Raw genomic sequence first — 17,351 nt, forward strand, 5'->3', positions numbered from 1 at the left:
ACTCATTTACAAGTGAAAATAATTAATACCCTAAAATATCTACTTCAGCTGCTGAAGCAAATCCATTCTGTCCTTTCGTTACTTCCACTTTTACATACTTTGCAGTAACTGGGGTAAATGTTGCCGTTTTCTTATCACTATTATTTTCCCATGTTCCTGATGATATTTTGTCATACGTAATGCCATCTACACTCGTATAAATATTGTAAGTTAAAATACGGCCATTTTCTGACCAATCTTGCCTTGGAAGATATGCCAATTGTGAAATGGTACGTGTATCACCAAGTTCTAGTGTCAAATTGTAAGGATATTGATTTGGTGTCCAAGTACTATGCCAAAATGTATCTGTTTTTCCATCTATCGCCTTACTAGCTGAGCCCGTTGATTCCTCACTATTTGCACTTGCCTTCATTATTTTTTTTGACAATACAGCAAGTGGTTTAACAGGTTTAGCATCCGTCGCTTCCCATATAGGTGCAATTAATGTTGGGGTGTTTAAAGCTTCTACTTTTTGTCTCGTTTCTTGTGTTGCTTTCAATCCCCATTTATCAAAGAATGGCAGTACATTTTGTTTTGCTATTTTCGATGTATTGTAAATAAATGCCTGTATTTTATCCTCGTCTGTTTTGGGAAGTTGATCTTCAGGTATCTCACGATATAATTTGTGGAGATTTGGATAAAAATCATCCCCATATGCCAAATGAAGTTGCCAAAGCATAACAAGTTTTACAAACAGGTCGTCAATATTTTTATATTCTTTATTTGTTTGGTTTAAATACGCAAAAGCTCTATTATAATCTCCCTCTGTATCTAAACGTGTTGGTATATTTGGGTATATTTTTTTGAATGCAGCTAATGAATATAGATTATTCGTTACTTCACCCATACCTCTTAAATCATTCCACGTCCATGGATATTGTTGTCGTGCATGTCCCGCTTCATGCATTTGTCCCCATCCAAACTCATTTACATTTAAAGTACTTTTGATAGCTTCACCAGCAGTCGTAAAGACGGCTCCATCCCAACTTGCATACATGCCCCAACTTTGTGCGTTAGGATTTTCTACAAAGGCCCAAATACGACGAGTTGAACGATGTAAAGGATTAGGATCCGTTTCAGATAGCCCTGCTAACTTGTCTTGCGCTCGAATCATATCATCATATTTATTTAATAGGGGCACAGGATCTTGATTTACAATATATTTATTGGCACTATCACGAGTTACAGTTAGTACGGCTCGTTCTGATTTCAATTGTACTGCATGTGCATTTGGATAGTTGTTCATCATGGCAATCCAGTCAGCTTTTGTGTGTTTCCCTAATACAAAGAAAGGAATAGGACTACCGCCTTGCGTTACTTGCACCTTAACTGTTCCTGTGCTTTGAAAATTATCTAACCCTAATACGCCGCCGTTTGGTGAAGAGATAGTATTAGAGCCTGGAGAAAGATCAATTTCTTTTCCCCATTCTTTATCATATTGATGTGTCCCAATAATGGCTCTAATCTTTTGCGTTCCTGATACTGTAATTGTAACCTGTTCATTAGGTTTCACATATATGCCTGTTGGCATATAATTTTTTTGCTCACTTCTTTTTTCTCTTTTTGCTTCATCCCAAAAACTTCCTGTACCTGGAAGGTCAAACTCTCTTTGTTCAAATTGAGTTGCAGTTTGTGCAGTTTCTGCATGCACATCTAAATTGTTTGACATAATAGGTGCAAATAACGTGGTTGCTAAAATAGCGGATGTTGCAAACACCTTTATAGTTTTTTGTAATCTACAATTCTTTCTGCTGTCCATATAGATCAGTCCTTTCGTTCAAATTCATTAATTACTTATATACGAAATATCAGCTTTTTCATTAATGCCGAAAGTGGATTTTTTAAATTTGCACTTATTAAAAAATTTTGATGATATTTTTAGATGAGTAAAAAAAGCATAGTAACATTTCAAGTTCTCTTCCTGATTAATTTAGAAACACATTACCTTCATTGATTTTTTTAATCACTCCTCCAAGTAAACATTTAAGATAAATGTCCTATCTCAAAGCTCCTTTCCTAATTTTGGGATTACGAATTAAGTATAATTCAAAAATAAAGTTATACAATTGAGAAAAATTAAAATGTTAAAAATTTACACTCTCGCAAAATTTTTAACATTTACTAAAAAATATTTGTTATAGAGAGGAGATTCACATACCCATCAAGCTAAACTTTTGAAATATCCCCAAAACTAAAATTCTATCTCTTCATAATTACTCATAAAAATCCGGTTCAGTTTTCTCGTTTTGTGGCAACAATTAAACTCTTAACTTGATGGGCATGTGGTGTTACCTCTAGGAGATATCTTCATCTAGATAGGATAATATAAACATGAAAAAAGATTGGTAAAGTGGAAACATGTTTGTTTATTGGCAAAATGAATAAAAAGATAGCCCTCTTGCAGATAAATGTAGGGGGTATTTTTGAGCAGTAATTTCGTATCCATGTGTGCGTAAAAATCTTTTCGTTATCGCTCCCTTTGATAGAATCCATGTTCATATAGTTTTTTTTACCCAATTTTTTAAAAATTAAATTTTACGACTTGATAATTCGTTTGAAATGATTTAATCTTATATCGAATGATATGTTTATCTATCAAAAATAACTTTATAAAGAGAAAGGAGTGATTGAGAATGTTAAACGCCACATTGATGGAAAGCCTTTAGGTGCAGCAACATTGAAAAGATTGGGAAGAAATGAGTGAGCTTTCACAATAAAGAACTCTATAATTTGTTGTAGTGTTTGATACCTTCGATTAGATTTTTTGAAAAAAAACCAATATTATTTGAATCAAAGTTTAGAAAGTAAATATATGAGTAGTAGAAAAAATCCATTAGTTGTTATCATGTCTTGATGAAAAATGTAAAAAATAGGAAAGAGAAATTCTGAGAAAACCTGTTCAGAAAGTATGGTATGAAAGCAGGTTAGTGAGGGGAATTCAAAACCAATTTGATAAAAGCGAGGTAAATAATATGACTTTTGAAGAAAAATTACAAGCATATGCAGAACTTACGGTGAAAATCGGTGTCAATATTCAACCAGGGCAATACTTATTAGTCAATACATCAGTAGATACATTGGATTTCGCCCGTATAGTTGTCAAAGAGGCTTATAAGGCTGGGGCAGGGCGTGTTCATGTTAATTTTTCGGATGAAGAAATGGAACGTGCTTACTTTGATTATGCCTCAGATGAAGAATTTAATCGCTTCCCAGAGTGGATAGTCAAAATGAATGATGAGCTGATCGAACGTAAAGGAGCACTATTAATGATAGATGCTACAGATCCTGATAAATTTACAGGTATTTCATCTGATCGTCTAGCTACCTATCAAAAGGTAGCAGGAGCTGCTCTGAGAAACAATCGCAACGCCGTAATGAAGGATTCAATAGCTTGGTCGATGGTAGCAGTTCCTTCACCAAAGTGGGCATCGAAGGTGTTCCCAGGTTTAGCAACTGAGGATCAAGTACCAGCATTATGGGAGGCTATTTTTAAAGCTGTTCGTATTGGTGACGGCAGTGCTATTGAAAAATGGCGTGAACATGTAACAAATTTAGAATCTCGTGCGGTCCTACTGAACGATAAAAAATATATGAAGCTTCACTATACAGCGCCAGGTACTGATTTAACAATTGCATTAGCACCACAGCATAAATGGGTTACTGGAGGTGGTAAAACTCCTGATGATACTATCTTTATGGCTAATATGCCGACAGAAGAGGTTTATACGTTACCGATGAAACAAGGTGTAAATGGCTATGTAAGCAATACAAAACCATTAGTTTATCAAGGGAATATTATCGATGGCTTTAAACTGACATTTGAAGAAGGAAAAATTGTTAAAGCTGAAGCACAGGTAGGACATGATTTATTACAAGAGCTTATTAATGTGGATGAAGGCTCTTGCTATTTAGGTGAAGTAGCACTTGTACCACATGAATCACCAATTTCAGCATCGGGAATTTTATATTTTAATACATTGTTTGATGAAAATGCATCGAATCATTTAGCGATTGGTAAAGCTTATCCAACTTGCTTAGAGGGTGGAAGAGATTTAGAAAACGATCAGCTTGAAACGTTAGGTGCAAATATTTCAGTAACACATGAGGACTTTATGATTGGTAGCAGAGAGATGGACATCGACGGTATTCTATCAGATGGAACTGTAGAACCAATTTTCCGTAAAGGTAGCTGGGCATTTTAAGTTTTTAATTTGAATAAAGGAGTAGAGTGGATGAAACGATTAGCATAATCGGTGCAACTATATAGGTGTTTCATCTGCTTTTGCTCAAACTGAAAACTACCTCTTTAATTAGAAGTAAAATGCATGCAAAGGAGATATGCCAATGAATTTCTGGGAAGTTGTTTTGATAGTTTTGAATTTTAGTCTATTAAGTTGGATACTGTTAGTAGGAAGAGAAACGAAAAAGTGGTCTAAATTAGCTACTTTGGTTGCCGTTGTAATGGTTACAGTTCAGCTATTGGCAGAAGGTTTTAGATGGCAGATGATTCCGGCATATGTATCCCCAGTTATCTTAATTTTATGCTATTTATTAACGGTGCGGAAAAAGGGCTTTAGAAGTTGGGGTATATTCATAGTTAAGGCTTCGTTGCTATGTATCTATTTGTCTGTAGCAGTTGCGCTACCCTTACTTATGCCAGTATTTTCATTTGAAGAACCAACTGGCCCACATAGGGTCGGTACGAAGGTATATCATTGGATTGATCATCAGAGAAATGAACCATATTCGAAAAATCCAACCGATCGGCGCGAACTGATGGTGCAAATTTGGTATCCTGCAGCTGAAAAAAGCAAGGGGGATCCAGAACCTTATATTCGTAACATAAATGAGCTCTCCAAGGGATTGGAAAAAACATTGTCCATTCCTGCATTTGCATTCAGCCACATGGAATTGGTAAAGTCTCATTCGTTTATGGATTTACAACTCTCAGACTCAGAGAATCACTATCCCATATTACTTTTCTCTCATGGTTTTAATGGTTTTCGTAATCAAAACACGTTTCAAGTTGAGGAGTTGGCTAGTCAAGGGTACATTGTTCTAAGTATCGATCATACCTTTGATGCTGCAGCTACCGTCTTTCCAGATGGTCGAACTGCTTACGTACAGCCCATCAATTTAACTGATGAAGGGGATAGTCACATAAAATTATGGGAGGAAGATGTCAGCTTTGTCCTTAATCAGATAGAAAAACTTAACCAAAATGATGAGACCGGCTTCTTTACAGGAAGACTGGATACATCGCGAATTGGAATGTTTGGCCACTCTTACGGTGGAGCTACCGCAACACAAATACTTGCAAAAGATTCTCGTGTCAAAGCAGCTATCAATATGGATGGTACATTGTATGGAGAAATTTTTCCTGAAAGTGGAATTGGAAAACCGTTTCTGCTCATGAGTGCAGAAGAGCCTGATGAAGCAGATCCCTATGAAGTGAGGGAGCGATACGGACGTGGGTTAGCTGGTGGTGGTATGTCAATGCTCATTCCTCATACGGATCATACAAGCTTCACTGATTTACATTTGTTCTCCCCTGTGTTGCAGAGCCCAGGTGAAAATCCAAAGGAAGTTCATCGTATTATCAACGAATTCAGTCTGGCATTTTTTGACCAGTATGTAAAACAGAAGGATGACGGCTCCACCCTTAAAAGGCTGATGACCAAATACCCGGAAGTGAATTTTAAGGAAAACCGATAACTTTATGCAGAAAGTAACTTCATTATAAAATATTCAGTAATTAAATGAAGTGCAAACGGATTTAATAAAAGTAGAAAAATTACTGTAATTATTAATTCGCCATGAAAAATCCAGATAAGGTAATCATTTTCTCTACTAAGAAAGCGATTCGTACCATTTCCTTTGGCTTTTGTATTTATTACATTAAAGAATTTAATTTCTTCATCGTTATCTAAATAATGAAATGCTAAAAATGAAACATTCAAAGTACTATCAGTTTCAGTAATATAATTCTTTTTGAAAAGCTACATTCAGCAGCTGGACACTTTATTTTAAATTGTTTATTATAATATCAAATGATATATTTATCTATCAAAAATGATGACTTTATACAGAAAAAGGAGAGATTGACGATGAAGAAAGACTTGTCAGCGTTGAAGGAAGCGAGATTTAATGCAATTCTTGATTCGGCTACTATATTGCTTGTTGAAAATCCTACTGCTTCGATGAATGAAATTGCGGAATATGCGGGAATTGGAATTGCTACACTCCATCGCTACGTCGAAAGCAGGGAGAAATTGATGCTGTTCTTGGGCCATCGGGCTATCCAACTGGTAAGTGATACTGTAAACCAGATTCCACTGGATGAGGAAAGAAGTGAAAACTATATCCCGGAACTCATTGAAGCGTTAATCCCTTTAGGTGACAAAATCTATTTTCTAGGTCATGATGCATCTGTATTTAACAACAAAGAATTAGGTGAAGCAGAAGAGAAGCTGAGGGAACCCTTACGACGCGTTATTGAACTGTTACAACAAAGAGGTTACTTTCAGCAAACGGTTAGTAGCGAATGGATTTTAAATACGCTTTATGCTCTGCTTTTCCATACCTGGGAACAGGTACATGAAGGAAATGTGGCTAAAAAATCTGCCGCAGAGCTTGTTTTAAATACATTTTATTATGGTTTCAAAGCTAAGGATGAGTTGAGAGGAGAGTGAACTGATTTAAATCTATGATAATTAATATCAATAATATAGAAAGTGAAAAGGAGCAATAGAAAATGAATCAAATCTCTATTGTAAAGGCTGTTCATCAGTCCATGGTCGGCGCCCAGCTAAATGTAATGGCATTGGAATACATGGCGTTTCCGCTTGCAGGATCTGAGGAGAAGAACACAGTCGAAGGGATATTTTGTAGGTTATGGCGGCAGGGGAACAACCGTTTTAGTCATCAATACGCCTATGAAGCTCAAATGGACGGGAAAACTTTAGGGATGATTACTTGCTATCCCATACCCGTCTTAAATCGTCTTGCCTGGCCCACTTTTAAACAACTGCTTTCGTTCCGAAAGCTGGGGTTTGTTGTTTATAACATTCTGAATATCAAAATGCTTTATTCCATGTTTACCTTGAAGGAGGGAGAAGATGACGAGTTTCACATCGGAACAATTGCCTTACTGCCCGAAAGTCGAGGGCTAGGGATAGGTACCAGACTACTTGAGTTTGCCGAGGAACAAGCTTCGCTGCAAGGCTTTTCCAAATGCTCTCTGACAGTAAAGAAAGAGAACCAACTTGCAATTAAATTGTATCAGAGGATAGGCTACCAGATTACAGGTGAAATCAATAAACCAAAGTTATCGTTGTACAGAATGGTCAAAAACGTAGAACCTTACAACCGTTTATAAAAAAGTTGTACAGTATTAGGGTAACGCCACATGCCCATAAACTTAAGGATTCAAAATTACCCCAAATCGAAAAAATGGACTTTTTGCACAAGTTAACACAAGATTTTTAGCTTGATAGTGATGGGGCCTCTATATAAAAAAACACAGTTTACACTCAAACTGTGTTTTTCGACGTACAATGATTTATCAACATCTCTTTATTCTTTAAAATCTGCAACAGAACCAGGATTCCCCCTCAAAGTATAAATTCGAAGGGGAACCGTTTTTTTATTTACTTATATACGTACAGCTGTACCACTGACAGCAACCATTAACATTCCATCACGAACAACTTCGTAATCTACGTCAATACCAACGATAGCGTTCGCACCTTTTTCTTTTGCAAGTTCTTTCATTTCGCCCATTGCAATATCACGAGCGTCTTTTAGCTTACTTTCATAAGCACCAACACGGCCACCGACAACATCACGAACGGAAGCGAATACATCGCGGACAATATTTGCACCCATAATAGCTTCACCATTTACAATATCAATATACTCAATAATCTCTTTACCTTGAATTCCAGAAGTTGTTGTTACAATCATGACTGACACTCTCCTAATATATTATAATTTTTGATTAGCTTTCTTATGCCATAGAAAAAGTATTTTTGGCACTAGAAACAAGTCTAGTTTCTTACAGAATGAAACCAAGGCAATTGTTTAACATGTGTATCGCTATAACATATGCAATGGATCTTTTAGAAATAAGATAAGCCGCAGTAAGTATCAACGATCCAGGTAAATAAATAGCAATATCCGAAAGTTGGTTCGTATGAAGAAGTGTAAAAATCATAATCGAAATGATAGATGCAATAGCAGTACCAATATGGTAAGAAAAACGATTTATTAATATGTGGCGAAACACAATTTCTTCAAGTATTGGACCCAGAATACCAAATACAAGCAATGTAAATACAAGAGGTACCTCTGCACCAGTTTCAAGGAGCTGCTCTTGGTTCTCTGGTTGACCAGTTGCTAGAAAATACATAACACACTGTTCCACAATTAACGTAAATAAAACTACCATAGGAATACTTACTATTTTCAAAATTGTCTTCTCTTTAAAATAAGTAAAACTTTCAATAATTTCTTTCCTAAAGCAAATGATTCCTACAATAGCAGGTACAGTAAAACCGATGGCACTAAGAACAAATTCTGATTCAACTAAATTGACATTAGCTAAAAGTGATATGCCAAATAGTATGTACAAGCCAATTTGAAATGGTACAAACAGTGTAAAGATTATTAGCATAATGATTTCTTTTTTATTCATTTTTATAAAGTTCACTGTATTGCCCCCATAATTAAATTACCTATAATTTTTGATTTTTCTTTCTGCATAACGCTCTCCTTCTAAATATATTTATATAAGATTCTAAACCGGACGGTTCGGTCTGAATCGAAATCTAATGATACTACAAGTTTCTAGTTTTTTAAACCCTTTTTATAAAGTATTAACAAAATCAAAATGGAAAAAAGCAAATATATTTATATTTCAGTTGCTTTGTTACAATTTAATTCCAGTAATCATTAATGGTTAATCTTTTATAGAATGAAGTGAAAGTGGGGGTAGTTCAAACAATTTAGCTAAACATATTAATAAAAATTATATATAATAATCATATGTCTATACGTTAAAATTAACTATATATTTTTACAACTCTACGATTTTAGATAAAATTAGTTGTATAATATGACTGAATTAAACAATTGGTCATGTTATTTTGACAGAAAATTCACTTAAGTTATATAGGTAATACAATTTGATTAACTTCTTTTCAAACTGTATTGTTTGAGGTTTCCATAAGATAGGAATTGATAAGATATTTCTGTTCCAAACTTATTTATACTTACAAAAAAATTAAGAAAATAGAGGGTAAACATTACCTAGAATATTAGGATCGTTTTCATTAGGAGGATTACAAAGCATGACTAAAGTTGATAAGGTTAAAGAAAAAATTATTGAAACATCTTTATATTTATTTAATACTAATGGGATAACTCGCACATCCATCCAGGATATAATGACAGCTACTGAACTACCTAAAGGATCTATTTATCGTAGATTCAAAAGTAAAGAAGAAATTGTCCTTGCTGCCTACGACAAAAGTGGTGAGATTATGTGGAGTCATTTTCATAAAGCAATGGAAAATAAAAAGACAGCAATTGATAAAATCCTTGCAATTTTCCTTGTATATCAAGATGCAGCTAATAATCCTCCTATTGCTGGAGGCTGTCCATTACTTAATAGTGCCATTGAAAGTACTGGAGTATTTCCAGAATTACAAAAAGCAGCAGCAAAAGGTTATGATGATACAGTAATGTTAATGGCTTCTCTCATAAAAGAAGGAATAGAGAAACAAGAATTTAAAGAAGATGTAGACATTATATCACTCGCTTCCTTTCTTGCATCTTCAATGGAGGGGGCTATTATGGCAAGTCGAGTATCTAACGATAATATACACCATCATTATTTTATTGAACAAATAAAACATCATCTTTTCTCCTATTCTAAATAAGTGAGAACTTGCATTGCTTTCATTTAACTTTTATAGACTTAAATTGAATAAACACCCCTCATAAACAGTATCTTCTGTTTATGAGGGGTGTTTGAATAGTTTTTAGACGATGGTTTATGTTTCTTATTGAACGGTTTCATTGTATATAATAAGTGGAATAAAAGTTCAGTTAGATAAAATTCGGTAGTCGAATTTTTTTGCATAAAGCTGTATAATGCTTGTAACGAAAGGGAAATACAGGAAGGGATTTGTAATGAGTTACTATGGAAAAAGATAAACAACAATTAAGCGTTGAAGTTGCAAGATTATATTATCAATCAGATTATAGTCAGCAAGAAATTGCTAACAAATTAAATATTTCAAGACCGACGATTTCTAGATTGTTAAAGTACGCGAAAGAAAAAGGGTTTGTTCAAATTAGCATCGCCGATCCATTTGCGGATTTAGATAACGTTGGGAATTTACTGAAAGAAAAGTACAACTTGTTAGAGGCACATGTTGTGTTTTCTCCAGTACCGGAATATGCAACGATTACAGAGTATATAAGTAAATATGCTGCTGAGTATATGGAAAAGACGGTTAAAAACGGTGATATTGTTGGTGTAAGCTGGGGAATGACGATGTATGAAATTGCTAGAAAAATCGTACCGCAACATGTAAAAGGGGTAGAGGTTGTCCAGCTAAAAGGTGGCATTAGTCATTCGAGTGTAAATACATATGCGAATGAGACGATAGCTTTATTTGCAGATGCTTTTCAAACGACGCCAAGAAATCTACCTCTTCCAGTTATATTTGATAATGCAGTGACAAAAGAATTAGTAGAGCAGGATCGACATATTCATCACATTATCGAAATGGGGAAACAAGCGAATATTGCAGTTTTCACTGTAGGAACAGTGCGAGACGAAGCGCTGTTATTCCGATTAGGTTATTTCGATAAGGATGAAACAAGTTTACTCAAAAAACAATCAGTCGGTGACATTTGTTCACGTTTCTTTGATGGAGACGGAAATATTAGTAGCGAAGAGATTAATCAGCGTACAATTGGAATTGAGTTAGAGGAACTGAAATTAAAGAAACGCTCTATTTTAGTTGCAGGTGGTAATAGAAAAATAAAAGCAATTGATGGTGCGTTACGTGGCGGGTATGCAAATGTATTAATTATCGATCAGCATACAGCAAAAGAACTGTTACATTATCAAAAAGGTTAGAAATAAAAGGAGTTCTCAAAATGTTAATTTTGAGAACTCCTTTTATTTTGTTATGTATGAATGATAGGAGTCTTTTTTGAACACAAATTGCCTTTTTAAAAATAATTATGGATATGGAGATACATACTACCATTGTTAACATAGAAAATTTGATTATATATGAAGTGTTCTTTGTTAGAATGCGCTTTATTTACTACAAGAAAATGCCTTTTAAAAAAGAATGAACAAAATTTCAAAAGTGTATTTACATTTGTTCAACTAAGAGTTAGAATGAAGTTGTTAAAAGATATGAGGAGTGAAGATAATGAACATTGCAAAGTTAATTGACCATACAATTTTAAAAGCTAATACTACTAAAGAAGATGTTATGAAAGTAATCGAAGAAGCAAAGGAATATAAATTCGCTTCTGTTTGTATTAATCCTACATGGGTGAAGCTAGCTGCTGAAGAATTAGCTGGACATGATGTAGATGTTTGTACTGTAATCGGTTTCCCATTAGGAGCAAGCACGACTGAAACAAAAGCATTTGAAACAAAAGATGCGATCGCAAAAGGTGCAACTGAAGTTGATATGGTAATCAACGTAGGCGCTTTAAAAGACGGCGATAACGAGTTCGTTGAAAAAGACATTTATGAAGTAGTACAAGCAGCAAAAGGAAAAGCTCTTGTAAAAGTAATCATTGAAACTTGCCTATTAACAGATGAAGAGAAAGTACGCGCTTGTGAATTATCAGTAAAAGCTGGTGCTGACTTCGTAAAAACTTCAACTGGATTCTCAACTGGCGGAGCAACTGCTGAAGACATCGCATTAATGCGTAAAACAGTAGGACCAAACGTTGGTGTAAAAGCATCTGGTGGCGTTCGTACACGTGAAGATGCAGACAAAATGGTAGCTGCTGGAGCTTCTCGCGTTGGAGCAAGTGCTAGTGTTGCAATCGTATTAAATGATGCAAAAGGTGCTACAGATAACTACTAATCATTAATGAAGTGAAGAGCAATAGATACACAAAGTAAAGTGTATCTATTGCTTTAACAATTGAAAAAGATGTAAGCGGATACGAATGGGAGGGGAAGGCTTATGAAATACTTAATTGGTATTTTTGGCCTCGTATTGATTTTAGGTATCGCTTGGCTTGCTAGTAATAATAGAAAGAAAGTCAAATATCGCCCAATCATAACGATGGTTATTTTACAATTCATTTTGGGGTTTTTATTATTAAATACAAGTGTAGGGAATATATTAATTAGCGGAATAGCAGATGGTTTTGGAGAGTTATTAAAATATGCTGCTGACGGTGTGAATTTTGTATTTGGTGGATTAGTAAATCAAAAAGAGTTTTCGTTCTTTTTAAGTGTATTAATGCCAATCGTATTTATCTCAGCACTAATAGGTATATTGCAACACATTAAAGTATTACCTATTATTGTGAAATCTATCGGTCTAGCATTAAGTAAAGTAAATGGAATGGGGAAACTAGAATCATATAATGCTGTTGCTTCTGCGATTTTAGGACAATCTGAAGTGTTTATTTCAGTTAAGAAACAACTAGGATTATTGCCAGAGAAACGAATGTATACATTATGTGCATCTGCAATGTCTACCGTTTCAATGTCTATCGTTGGATCATATATGGTGTTATTAAAACCGCAATATGTTGTAACCGCTTTAGTTCTTAACTTATTCGGTGGTTTTATTATCGCTTCTATCATTAACCCGTATGAAGTTACTGAAGAAGAAGATATGTTAGAAGTGCAAGAAGAAGAGAAAAAGACTTTCTTTGAAGTATTAGGTGAATACATTATAGACGGATTTAAAGTTGCGATCACAGTAGCAGCTATGTTAGTCGGTTTCGTTGCTCTTATCGCATTCATTAATGCAGTATTTAAAGGTGTAATTGGTATCTCATTCCAAGAAATTCTTGGTTATGCATTTGCACCATTTGCATTTATTATGGGTGTACCTTGGCATGAAGCAGTTAATGCCGGAAATATTATGGCAACAAAATTAGTATCAAATGAATTTGTCGCTATGACAGATTTAGCACAAGGAAACTTTAATTTCTCAGATAGAACGACAGCGATTATATCTGTATTCTTAGTTTCATTTGCAAACTTCTCTTCAATTGGAATTATTGCAGGGGCAGTTAAGAGCTTAAATGAAAAGCAAGGGAATGTAGTCGCAAGATTTGGTTTGAAATTACTATTCGGTGCAACGTTAGTAAGTTTCTTATCAGCAACAATCGTTGGCTTATTATTTTAATAGATTCATATAATATAAAAAGGAATGGTGATTGTAATGAGAATGGTAGATATTATCGCAAAAAAACGTGACGGCAAAGAATTAACGACTGAAGAAATCAAATTCTTTATTAATGGATATACAGACGGAAGTATTCCTGATTATCAAGTGAGTGCACTTGCAATGGCAATCTTCTTTAAAGATATGACAGATCGCGAACGTGCAGATTTAACGATGGCGATGGTTGAGTCTGGAGAAACGATCGACTTATCGGCAATTGAAGGAATTAAAGTAGACAAACATTCAACTGGCGGTGTTGGTGATACAACAACTTTAGTATTAGGACCATTAGTTGCTGCTTTAGACGTACCAGTAGCAAAAATGTCTGGTCGTGGTTTAGGACATACTGGCGGAACAATTGATAAATTAGAGGCGGTAGAAGGATTCCACGTTGAAATTACGAAAGAGCAGTTCATCGATATTGTAAACCGTGACAAAGTAGCTGTTATTGGACAAACAGGAAACTTAACGCCTGCAGATAAAAAGATTTATGCATTACGTGACGTAACAGGAACTGTTAACTCAATTCCTTTAATCGCAAGTTCAATTATGAGTAAAAAAATTGCAGCTGGTGCTGACGCAATCGTACTTGATGTAAAAACAGGTGCTGGTGCATTTATGAAAACAGAAGAAGATGCAAAAGAATTAGCACATGCAATGGTACGTATCGGAAATAACGTAGGACGTCAAACAATGGCAGTTATTTCAGATATGTCACAACCTCTTGGATTTGCGATTGGTAATGCTCTAGAAGTGAAAGAAGCGATTGATACGTTAAAAGGTGAAGGTCCAGAAGATTTAACAGAATTAGTACTTGTATTAGGAAGTCAAATGGTCGTACTTGCGAAAAAAGCAAATACGTTAGAAGAAGCTCGTGAAATGCTAATTGAAGTGATGAAAAACGGAAAAGCAACTGCGAAATTTAAAGAGTTCTTAAGCAATCAAGGCGGAGATAGCTCAATTGTAGACAATCCAGAAAAAATGCCACAAGCGAAGTATGTAATTGATGTACCTGCAAAAACTTCAGGTGTTATTTCTAACATTGTTGCAGATGAGATTGGTATTGCAGCTATGTTACTTGGTGCAGGTCGTGCAACGAAGGAAGATGAAATCGATTTAGCAGTAGGATTAATGTTACGTAAAAAAGTTGGCGATGCAGTAAAAGAAGGCGAGCCGTTCGTAACAATCTACGCAAATCGTGAAAATGTAGAAGATGTAAAAGCAAAAATTTATGAGAACATCTCTATCGCTGAAACAGCAGTGGCTCCTAAATTAGTTCATACAGTTATTACTGACTAATGATCATTTCATTTACTTTGAGGGGGAAATAATATGGATAAGAAAAAATATATTGAAGAAGCAAACAAGATGTTATCGAAAGCGTATATTCCGTATTCTAAATTTCCTGTTGGCGCAGCGTTAGTTACGAAAGAAGGGAAAATCTATACTGGTTGTAATATAGAAAATGCTTCTTATGGTTTATGTAACTGTGCAGAAAGAACAGCAATATTTAAAGCGGTATCAGAAGGGGAGCGCGATTTTAGTTACTTAGTTATTACAGGAGAAACTGATGGACCGATTTCACCATGTGGTGCGTGTAGACAAGTAATTGCTGAATTCTGTGATCCGAAAATGCCTGTATTACTAACGAATGTAAAAGGTGATGAAAAAGAAGTGACTGTTGAGCAATTACTTCCAGGTGCTTTCACAATTGACGATTTAAAATAAGTTAAAAAGCCATTTTGCAATTATTAATTGCAGAATGGCTTTTTTGTTCATATTCCGTTCATAAACTTTGCGTAAAATGATTGCAGCGAATATGGAAAGTTTACAGCAGGAGGAATATAATGAAGAAATTCTATAATGCGGCATGTAGTTACTTATTGGTTTATGATTTTGCTAAAAAAGTCATTTAAATAGATAGGAGTGGAAAGTATGATAGCACTTTTATCAAGTGTCATAGCGGTTTGTATGGCTGTTGGGGTAATGTTTCTACGTTTTAAAGCAGCGAAAAAGCCGGTAACGAAAAAGAAAATTATATTACCACCAATTTTTATGAGTACAGGCGCGATGATGTACTTTTTACCAGATTTTCGATTAACATCGTTAGAAATAGTCGAGGCAATTAGTATAGGGATTATTTTCTCTATTTTTCTTATTAAAACAACTAAGTTCGAAATAAAAGGCGAACATATATTTATGAAACCGTCAAAAGCATTCATATTCATTTTAGTAGGCTTATTAGCTGTACGCGTGGCATTAAAGTCATATTTAAGCCAATCAATTGATTTGGCAGAGTTAAGCGGCATGTTTTTCTTACTAGCATTTGCGATGATTGTGTCGTGGAGAATTGCGATGTATCGCTCGTTTACTAAATTAGAAAAGACAATAAACAGAGCTGGAATTTCTATATAGGAAATCCAGCTCTGTTTATGTTTTATTGAAATTCTTTAGCGCGGAACTCATTTGCTTAATTTTAAACGTATTTGAGCATCTTGTAATGCAACTGGTGTAACGTTAAGACCATTCGAATCAACAATTTTTGTATTTAATAAAATGGAATCTAGGCTTCCACGAAATGTTTCTGTATAGTTTTGACGTAACATTTGTTGTTCTTGTTTTTCATCAACTGTTAATCCAGATGTTCTTTCTTTTTTTGATAATTCATTAATACGGAATAAAATGTTTTGCATTTGTTTTCACCTCTAGTTAGAATTAATTACATTAGTTACTTACTAATGTATAGTTATTTTAACCTATCTTTCATTAAGTGTCAACGTCTATAAAAATTTCTTTTTTGTAAGAGCATGGAGTGAAAAAGGATGTGAATAACTTAATGATACTTGAAATAGAAAAGATGTTAATATACAATACCGTAGTAGGGTATAAAATTAGTTGTTTTACATTATGAAAGAAATGAGCACAAAGGAGTATGTAATAATGAATGCAGTAATTTCAAAGAAAGAAACAATCATCTCATATACGATTGCTATTTTATTTATTTTAGCCATGGTAACAGCGGGTGTGTTATTAAATGATCCGGAAGTTATTCTGCCGGAAATAGCAGCGATGGCAATTGCTTTATGGGCGTATCGTGAGCCAGGATGGTTAAGTCAACCAGAAAAAATCTTCATTGCACCTTCAATAACAGCTGTGATTGGTTTTATGGTGAATCAAATGGATATTGCTTATTTAGGGAAAGTAAGTTTAACGCTTGTATTCATGATGCTTTTTTTACGTGTAATTCAATCCAATTTAGCACCATCTATTGCGACAGGTTTATTACCATTAGTAACAAATGCGACGGAATGGTCATTTGTTATCGCGGTATTCGCTTTAACATTTATTTTAATGGTTGGTGTTCTTATATTTAAATTGAATAACGGTATTAAGCGAAAAGTGCAAATACAGTATAAATATATGACTGTATTTCTCATACTAAATTTCGTATGGATTAGTTTATGTTGGATAACTGGTTATGAACAATTAGCAGTTATTCCACCAATATTAGTTGTTGTATATGAATCACTTCAAAAGCCGATGTACAATGAAAAAATGGCTTTTAAACAAATAGTAGTATTAACTACATCTGCAACTGTTGGAACAATATTGTACTTTGCGATTGATTCATGGATTGTAGTCACTTTATTAAATATGATATTAATGCTTATTTTATTAAAAATTGCTGGTGTACGTATTCCAGCAGTGTATGCATTTCCATTATTGCCGCTCGTATTTCCAGATGGAATGATAAAGATGTTACCAGTAGCTTCATTTGTTGCGGGAGTATTTTTATTTGGTGCAGTACTACTGTATAAAAAGTGGGAGATGAAGCAAAAGGGCATGGCAATGTAGATAGAG

Annotated in this window: 16 protein-coding genes; 12 read left to right on the forward strand and 4 right to left on the reverse strand. The window is 34.6% G+C overall.

The features are described from left to right. Positions 1-22: 22 nt before the first annotated feature. Positions 23-1,798 carry a M60 family metallopeptidase gene (locus BM089_RS05010; protein WP_000378337.1) on the reverse strand — a complete coding sequence of 592 codons (1,776 nt, stop codon included), beginning with the start codon at positions 1,796-1,798 and terminating at the stop codon, positions 23-25. Positions 1,799-3,011: 1,213 nt separating this feature from the next. On the opposite strand from BM089_RS05010, the gene BM089_RS05015 reads away from it, so the two are divergent. The 4 genes from BM089_RS05015 (at position 3,012) to BM089_RS05030 (ending at position 7,417) form a co-directional block, all read left to right on the forward strand. Further along, the gene (locus BM089_RS05015) at positions 3,012-4,241 is read left to right on the forward strand and encodes an aminopeptidase (protein ID WP_090976165.1); all 1,230 of its coding nucleotides are present in this window, start codon (positions 3,012-3,014) and stop codon (positions 4,239-4,241) included. A gap of 142 nt (positions 4,242-4,383) precedes the next feature. Further along, positions 4,384-5,754, forward strand: coding sequence for an alpha/beta hydrolase family protein (locus tag BM089_RS05020; RefSeq protein ID WP_001012290.1), 1,371 nt, complete (start codon positions 4,384-4,386; stop codon positions 5,752-5,754). Positions 5,755-6,146: 392 nt separating this feature from the next. Then, positions 6,147-6,731 (forward strand): TetR/AcrR family transcriptional regulator, encoded by a 585-nt coding sequence (locus BM089_RS05025; protein ID WP_000710980.1) that lies wholly within the window; start codon positions 6,147-6,149, stop codon positions 6,729-6,731. A 62-nt stretch (positions 6,732-6,793) separates the two neighbouring features. Then, the gene (locus BM089_RS05030; RefSeq protein WP_001071936.1) at positions 6,794-7,417 is read left to right on the forward strand and encodes a GNAT family N-acetyltransferase; all 624 of its coding nucleotides are present in this window, start codon (positions 6,794-6,796) and stop codon (positions 7,415-7,417) included. 275 nt (positions 7,418-7,692) lie between these two features. Here the strand turns inward: BM089_RS05030 and BM089_RS05040 are convergent, their stop codons facing one another. Both BM089_RS05040 and BM089_RS05045 read right to left on the reverse strand, forming a co-directional pair. Continuing rightward, the gene (locus BM089_RS05040) at positions 7,693-8,004 is read right to left on the reverse strand and encodes a heavy metal-binding domain-containing protein (RefSeq protein WP_000637518.1); all 312 of its coding nucleotides are present in this window, start codon (positions 8,002-8,004) and stop codon (positions 7,693-7,695) included. 91 nt (positions 8,005-8,095) lie between these two features. Then, positions 8,096-8,749 carry a CPBP family intramembrane glutamic endopeptidase gene (locus tag BM089_RS05045; protein WP_001009301.1) on the reverse strand — a complete coding sequence of 218 codons (654 nt, stop codon included), beginning with the start codon at positions 8,747-8,749 and terminating at the stop codon, positions 8,096-8,098. 640 nt (positions 8,750-9,389) lie between these two features. On the opposite strand from BM089_RS05045, the gene BM089_RS05050 reads away from it, so the two are divergent. From BM089_RS05050 to BM089_RS05080, 7 genes are all read left to right on the forward strand, one after another. Then, complete coding sequence (locus BM089_RS05050; protein ID WP_000169649.1) at positions 9,390-9,980, forward strand: TetR/AcrR family transcriptional regulator; 591 nt, start codon at positions 9,390-9,392, stop codon at positions 9,978-9,980. A gap of 263 nt (positions 9,981-10,243) precedes the next feature. Further along, complete coding sequence (locus BM089_RS05055) at positions 10,244-11,191, forward strand: sugar-binding transcriptional regulator (protein ID WP_000409787.1); 948 nt, start codon at positions 10,244-10,246, stop codon at positions 11,189-11,191. 304 nt (positions 11,192-11,495) lie between these two features. Next, positions 11,496-12,167: a deoxyribose-phosphate aldolase gene (gene deoC, locus BM089_RS05060; RefSeq protein WP_001017444.1), complete on the forward strand. Its 672-nt coding sequence runs from the start codon at positions 11,496-11,498 to the stop codon at positions 12,165-12,167. 102 nt (positions 12,168-12,269) lie between these two features. Next, a complete protein-coding gene (locus BM089_RS05065) occupies positions 12,270-13,451 on the forward strand; it encodes a NupC/NupG family nucleoside CNT transporter (RefSeq protein ID WP_000876171.1) in 1,182 nt (393 codons plus the stop codon). Between the two features lie 36 nt (positions 13,452-13,487). Next, a complete protein-coding gene (locus tag BM089_RS05070) occupies positions 13,488-14,789 on the forward strand; it encodes a pyrimidine-nucleoside phosphorylase (protein WP_002093946.1) in 1,302 nt (433 codons plus the stop codon). A gap of 33 nt (positions 14,790-14,822) precedes the next feature. Continuing rightward, entirely contained in the window at positions 14,823-15,218 is a 396-nt protein-coding gene (locus tag BM089_RS05075) for a cytidine deaminase (protein WP_000358533.1), read from the forward strand. Between the two features lie 207 nt (positions 15,219-15,425). Continuing rightward, positions 15,426-15,905 (forward strand): CcdC family protein, encoded by a 480-nt coding sequence (locus BM089_RS05080; protein ID WP_000561069.1) that lies wholly within the window; start codon positions 15,426-15,428, stop codon positions 15,903-15,905. A 47-nt stretch (positions 15,906-15,952) separates the two neighbouring features. On the opposite strand, the gene BM089_RS05085 is transcribed toward BM089_RS05080, so the two are convergent. Continuing rightward, entirely contained in the window at positions 15,953-16,183 is a 231-nt protein-coding gene (locus BM089_RS05085; RefSeq protein WP_001179618.1) for a DUF896 domain-containing protein, read from the reverse strand. A gap of 247 nt (positions 16,184-16,430) precedes the next feature. On the opposite strand from BM089_RS05085, the gene BM089_RS05090 reads away from it, so the two are divergent. Beyond that, positions 16,431-17,345, forward strand: coding sequence for a hypothetical protein (locus BM089_RS05090; RefSeq protein ID WP_139213208.1), 915 nt, complete (start codon positions 16,431-16,433; stop codon positions 17,343-17,345). Positions 17,346-17,351 lie beyond the last annotated feature (6 nt).

Origin of the sequence: Bacillus sp. 5mfcol3.1 (assembly GCF_900114335.1) — a bacterium.
GTDB classification, from domain to species: Bacteria; Bacillota; Bacilli; order Bacillales; family Bacillaceae_G; genus Bacillus_A; species Bacillus_A thuringiensis_S.

Excerpts from the sequence above, each read along its gene's own strand:
- BM089_RS05075 (WP_000358533.1), top strand. The coding sequence starts at position 14,823 with ATGGATAAGAAAAAATATATTGAAGAAGCAAACAAGATGTTATCGAAA.
- BM089_RS05070 (WP_002093946.1), top strand. The coding sequence starts at position 13,488 with ATGAGAATGGTAGATATTATCGCAAAAAAACGTGACGGCAAAGAATTA.
- BM089_RS05050 (WP_000169649.1), top strand. The coding sequence starts at position 9,390 with ATGACTAAAGTTGATAAGGTTAAAGAAAAAATTATTGAAACATCTTTA.
- BM089_RS05040 (WP_000637518.1), bottom strand. The coding sequence starts at position 8,004 with ATGATTGTAACAACAACTTCTGGAATTCAAGGTAAAGAGATTATTGAG.
- BM089_RS05025 (WP_000710980.1), top strand. The coding sequence starts at position 6,147 with ATGAAGAAAGACTTGTCAGCGTTGAAGGAAGCGAGATTTAATGCAATT.
- BM089_RS05090 (WP_139213208.1), top strand. The coding sequence starts at position 16,431 with ATGAATGCAGTAATTTCAAAGAAAGAAACAATCATCTCATATACGATT.
- BM089_RS05015 (WP_090976165.1), top strand. The coding sequence starts at position 3,012 with ATGACTTTTGAAGAAAAATTACAAGCATATGCAGAACTTACGGTGAAA.
- BM089_RS05085 (WP_001179618.1), bottom strand. The coding sequence starts at position 16,183 with ATGCAAAACATTTTATTCCGTATTAATGAATTATCAAAAAAAGAAAGA.
- BM089_RS05010 (WP_000378337.1), bottom strand. The coding sequence starts at position 1,798 with ATGGACAGCAGAAAGAATTGTAGATTACAAAAAACTATAAAGGTGTTT.
- BM089_RS05080 (WP_000561069.1), top strand. The coding sequence starts at position 15,426 with ATGATAGCACTTTTATCAAGTGTCATAGCGGTTTGTATGGCTGTTGGG.
- BM089_RS05020 (WP_001012290.1), top strand. The coding sequence starts at position 4,384 with ATGAATTTCTGGGAAGTTGTTTTGATAGTTTTGAATTTTAGTCTATTA.
- BM089_RS05030 (WP_001071936.1), top strand. The coding sequence starts at position 6,794 with ATGAATCAAATCTCTATTGTAAAGGCTGTTCATCAGTCCATGGTCGGC.
- BM089_RS05055 (WP_000409787.1), top strand. The coding sequence starts at position 10,244 with ATGGAAAAAGATAAACAACAATTAAGCGTTGAAGTTGCAAGATTATAT.
- BM089_RS05065 (WP_000876171.1), top strand. The coding sequence starts at position 12,270 with ATGAAATACTTAATTGGTATTTTTGGCCTCGTATTGATTTTAGGTATC.
- deoC (WP_001017444.1), top strand. The coding sequence starts at position 11,496 with ATGAACATTGCAAAGTTAATTGACCATACAATTTTAAAAGCTAATACT.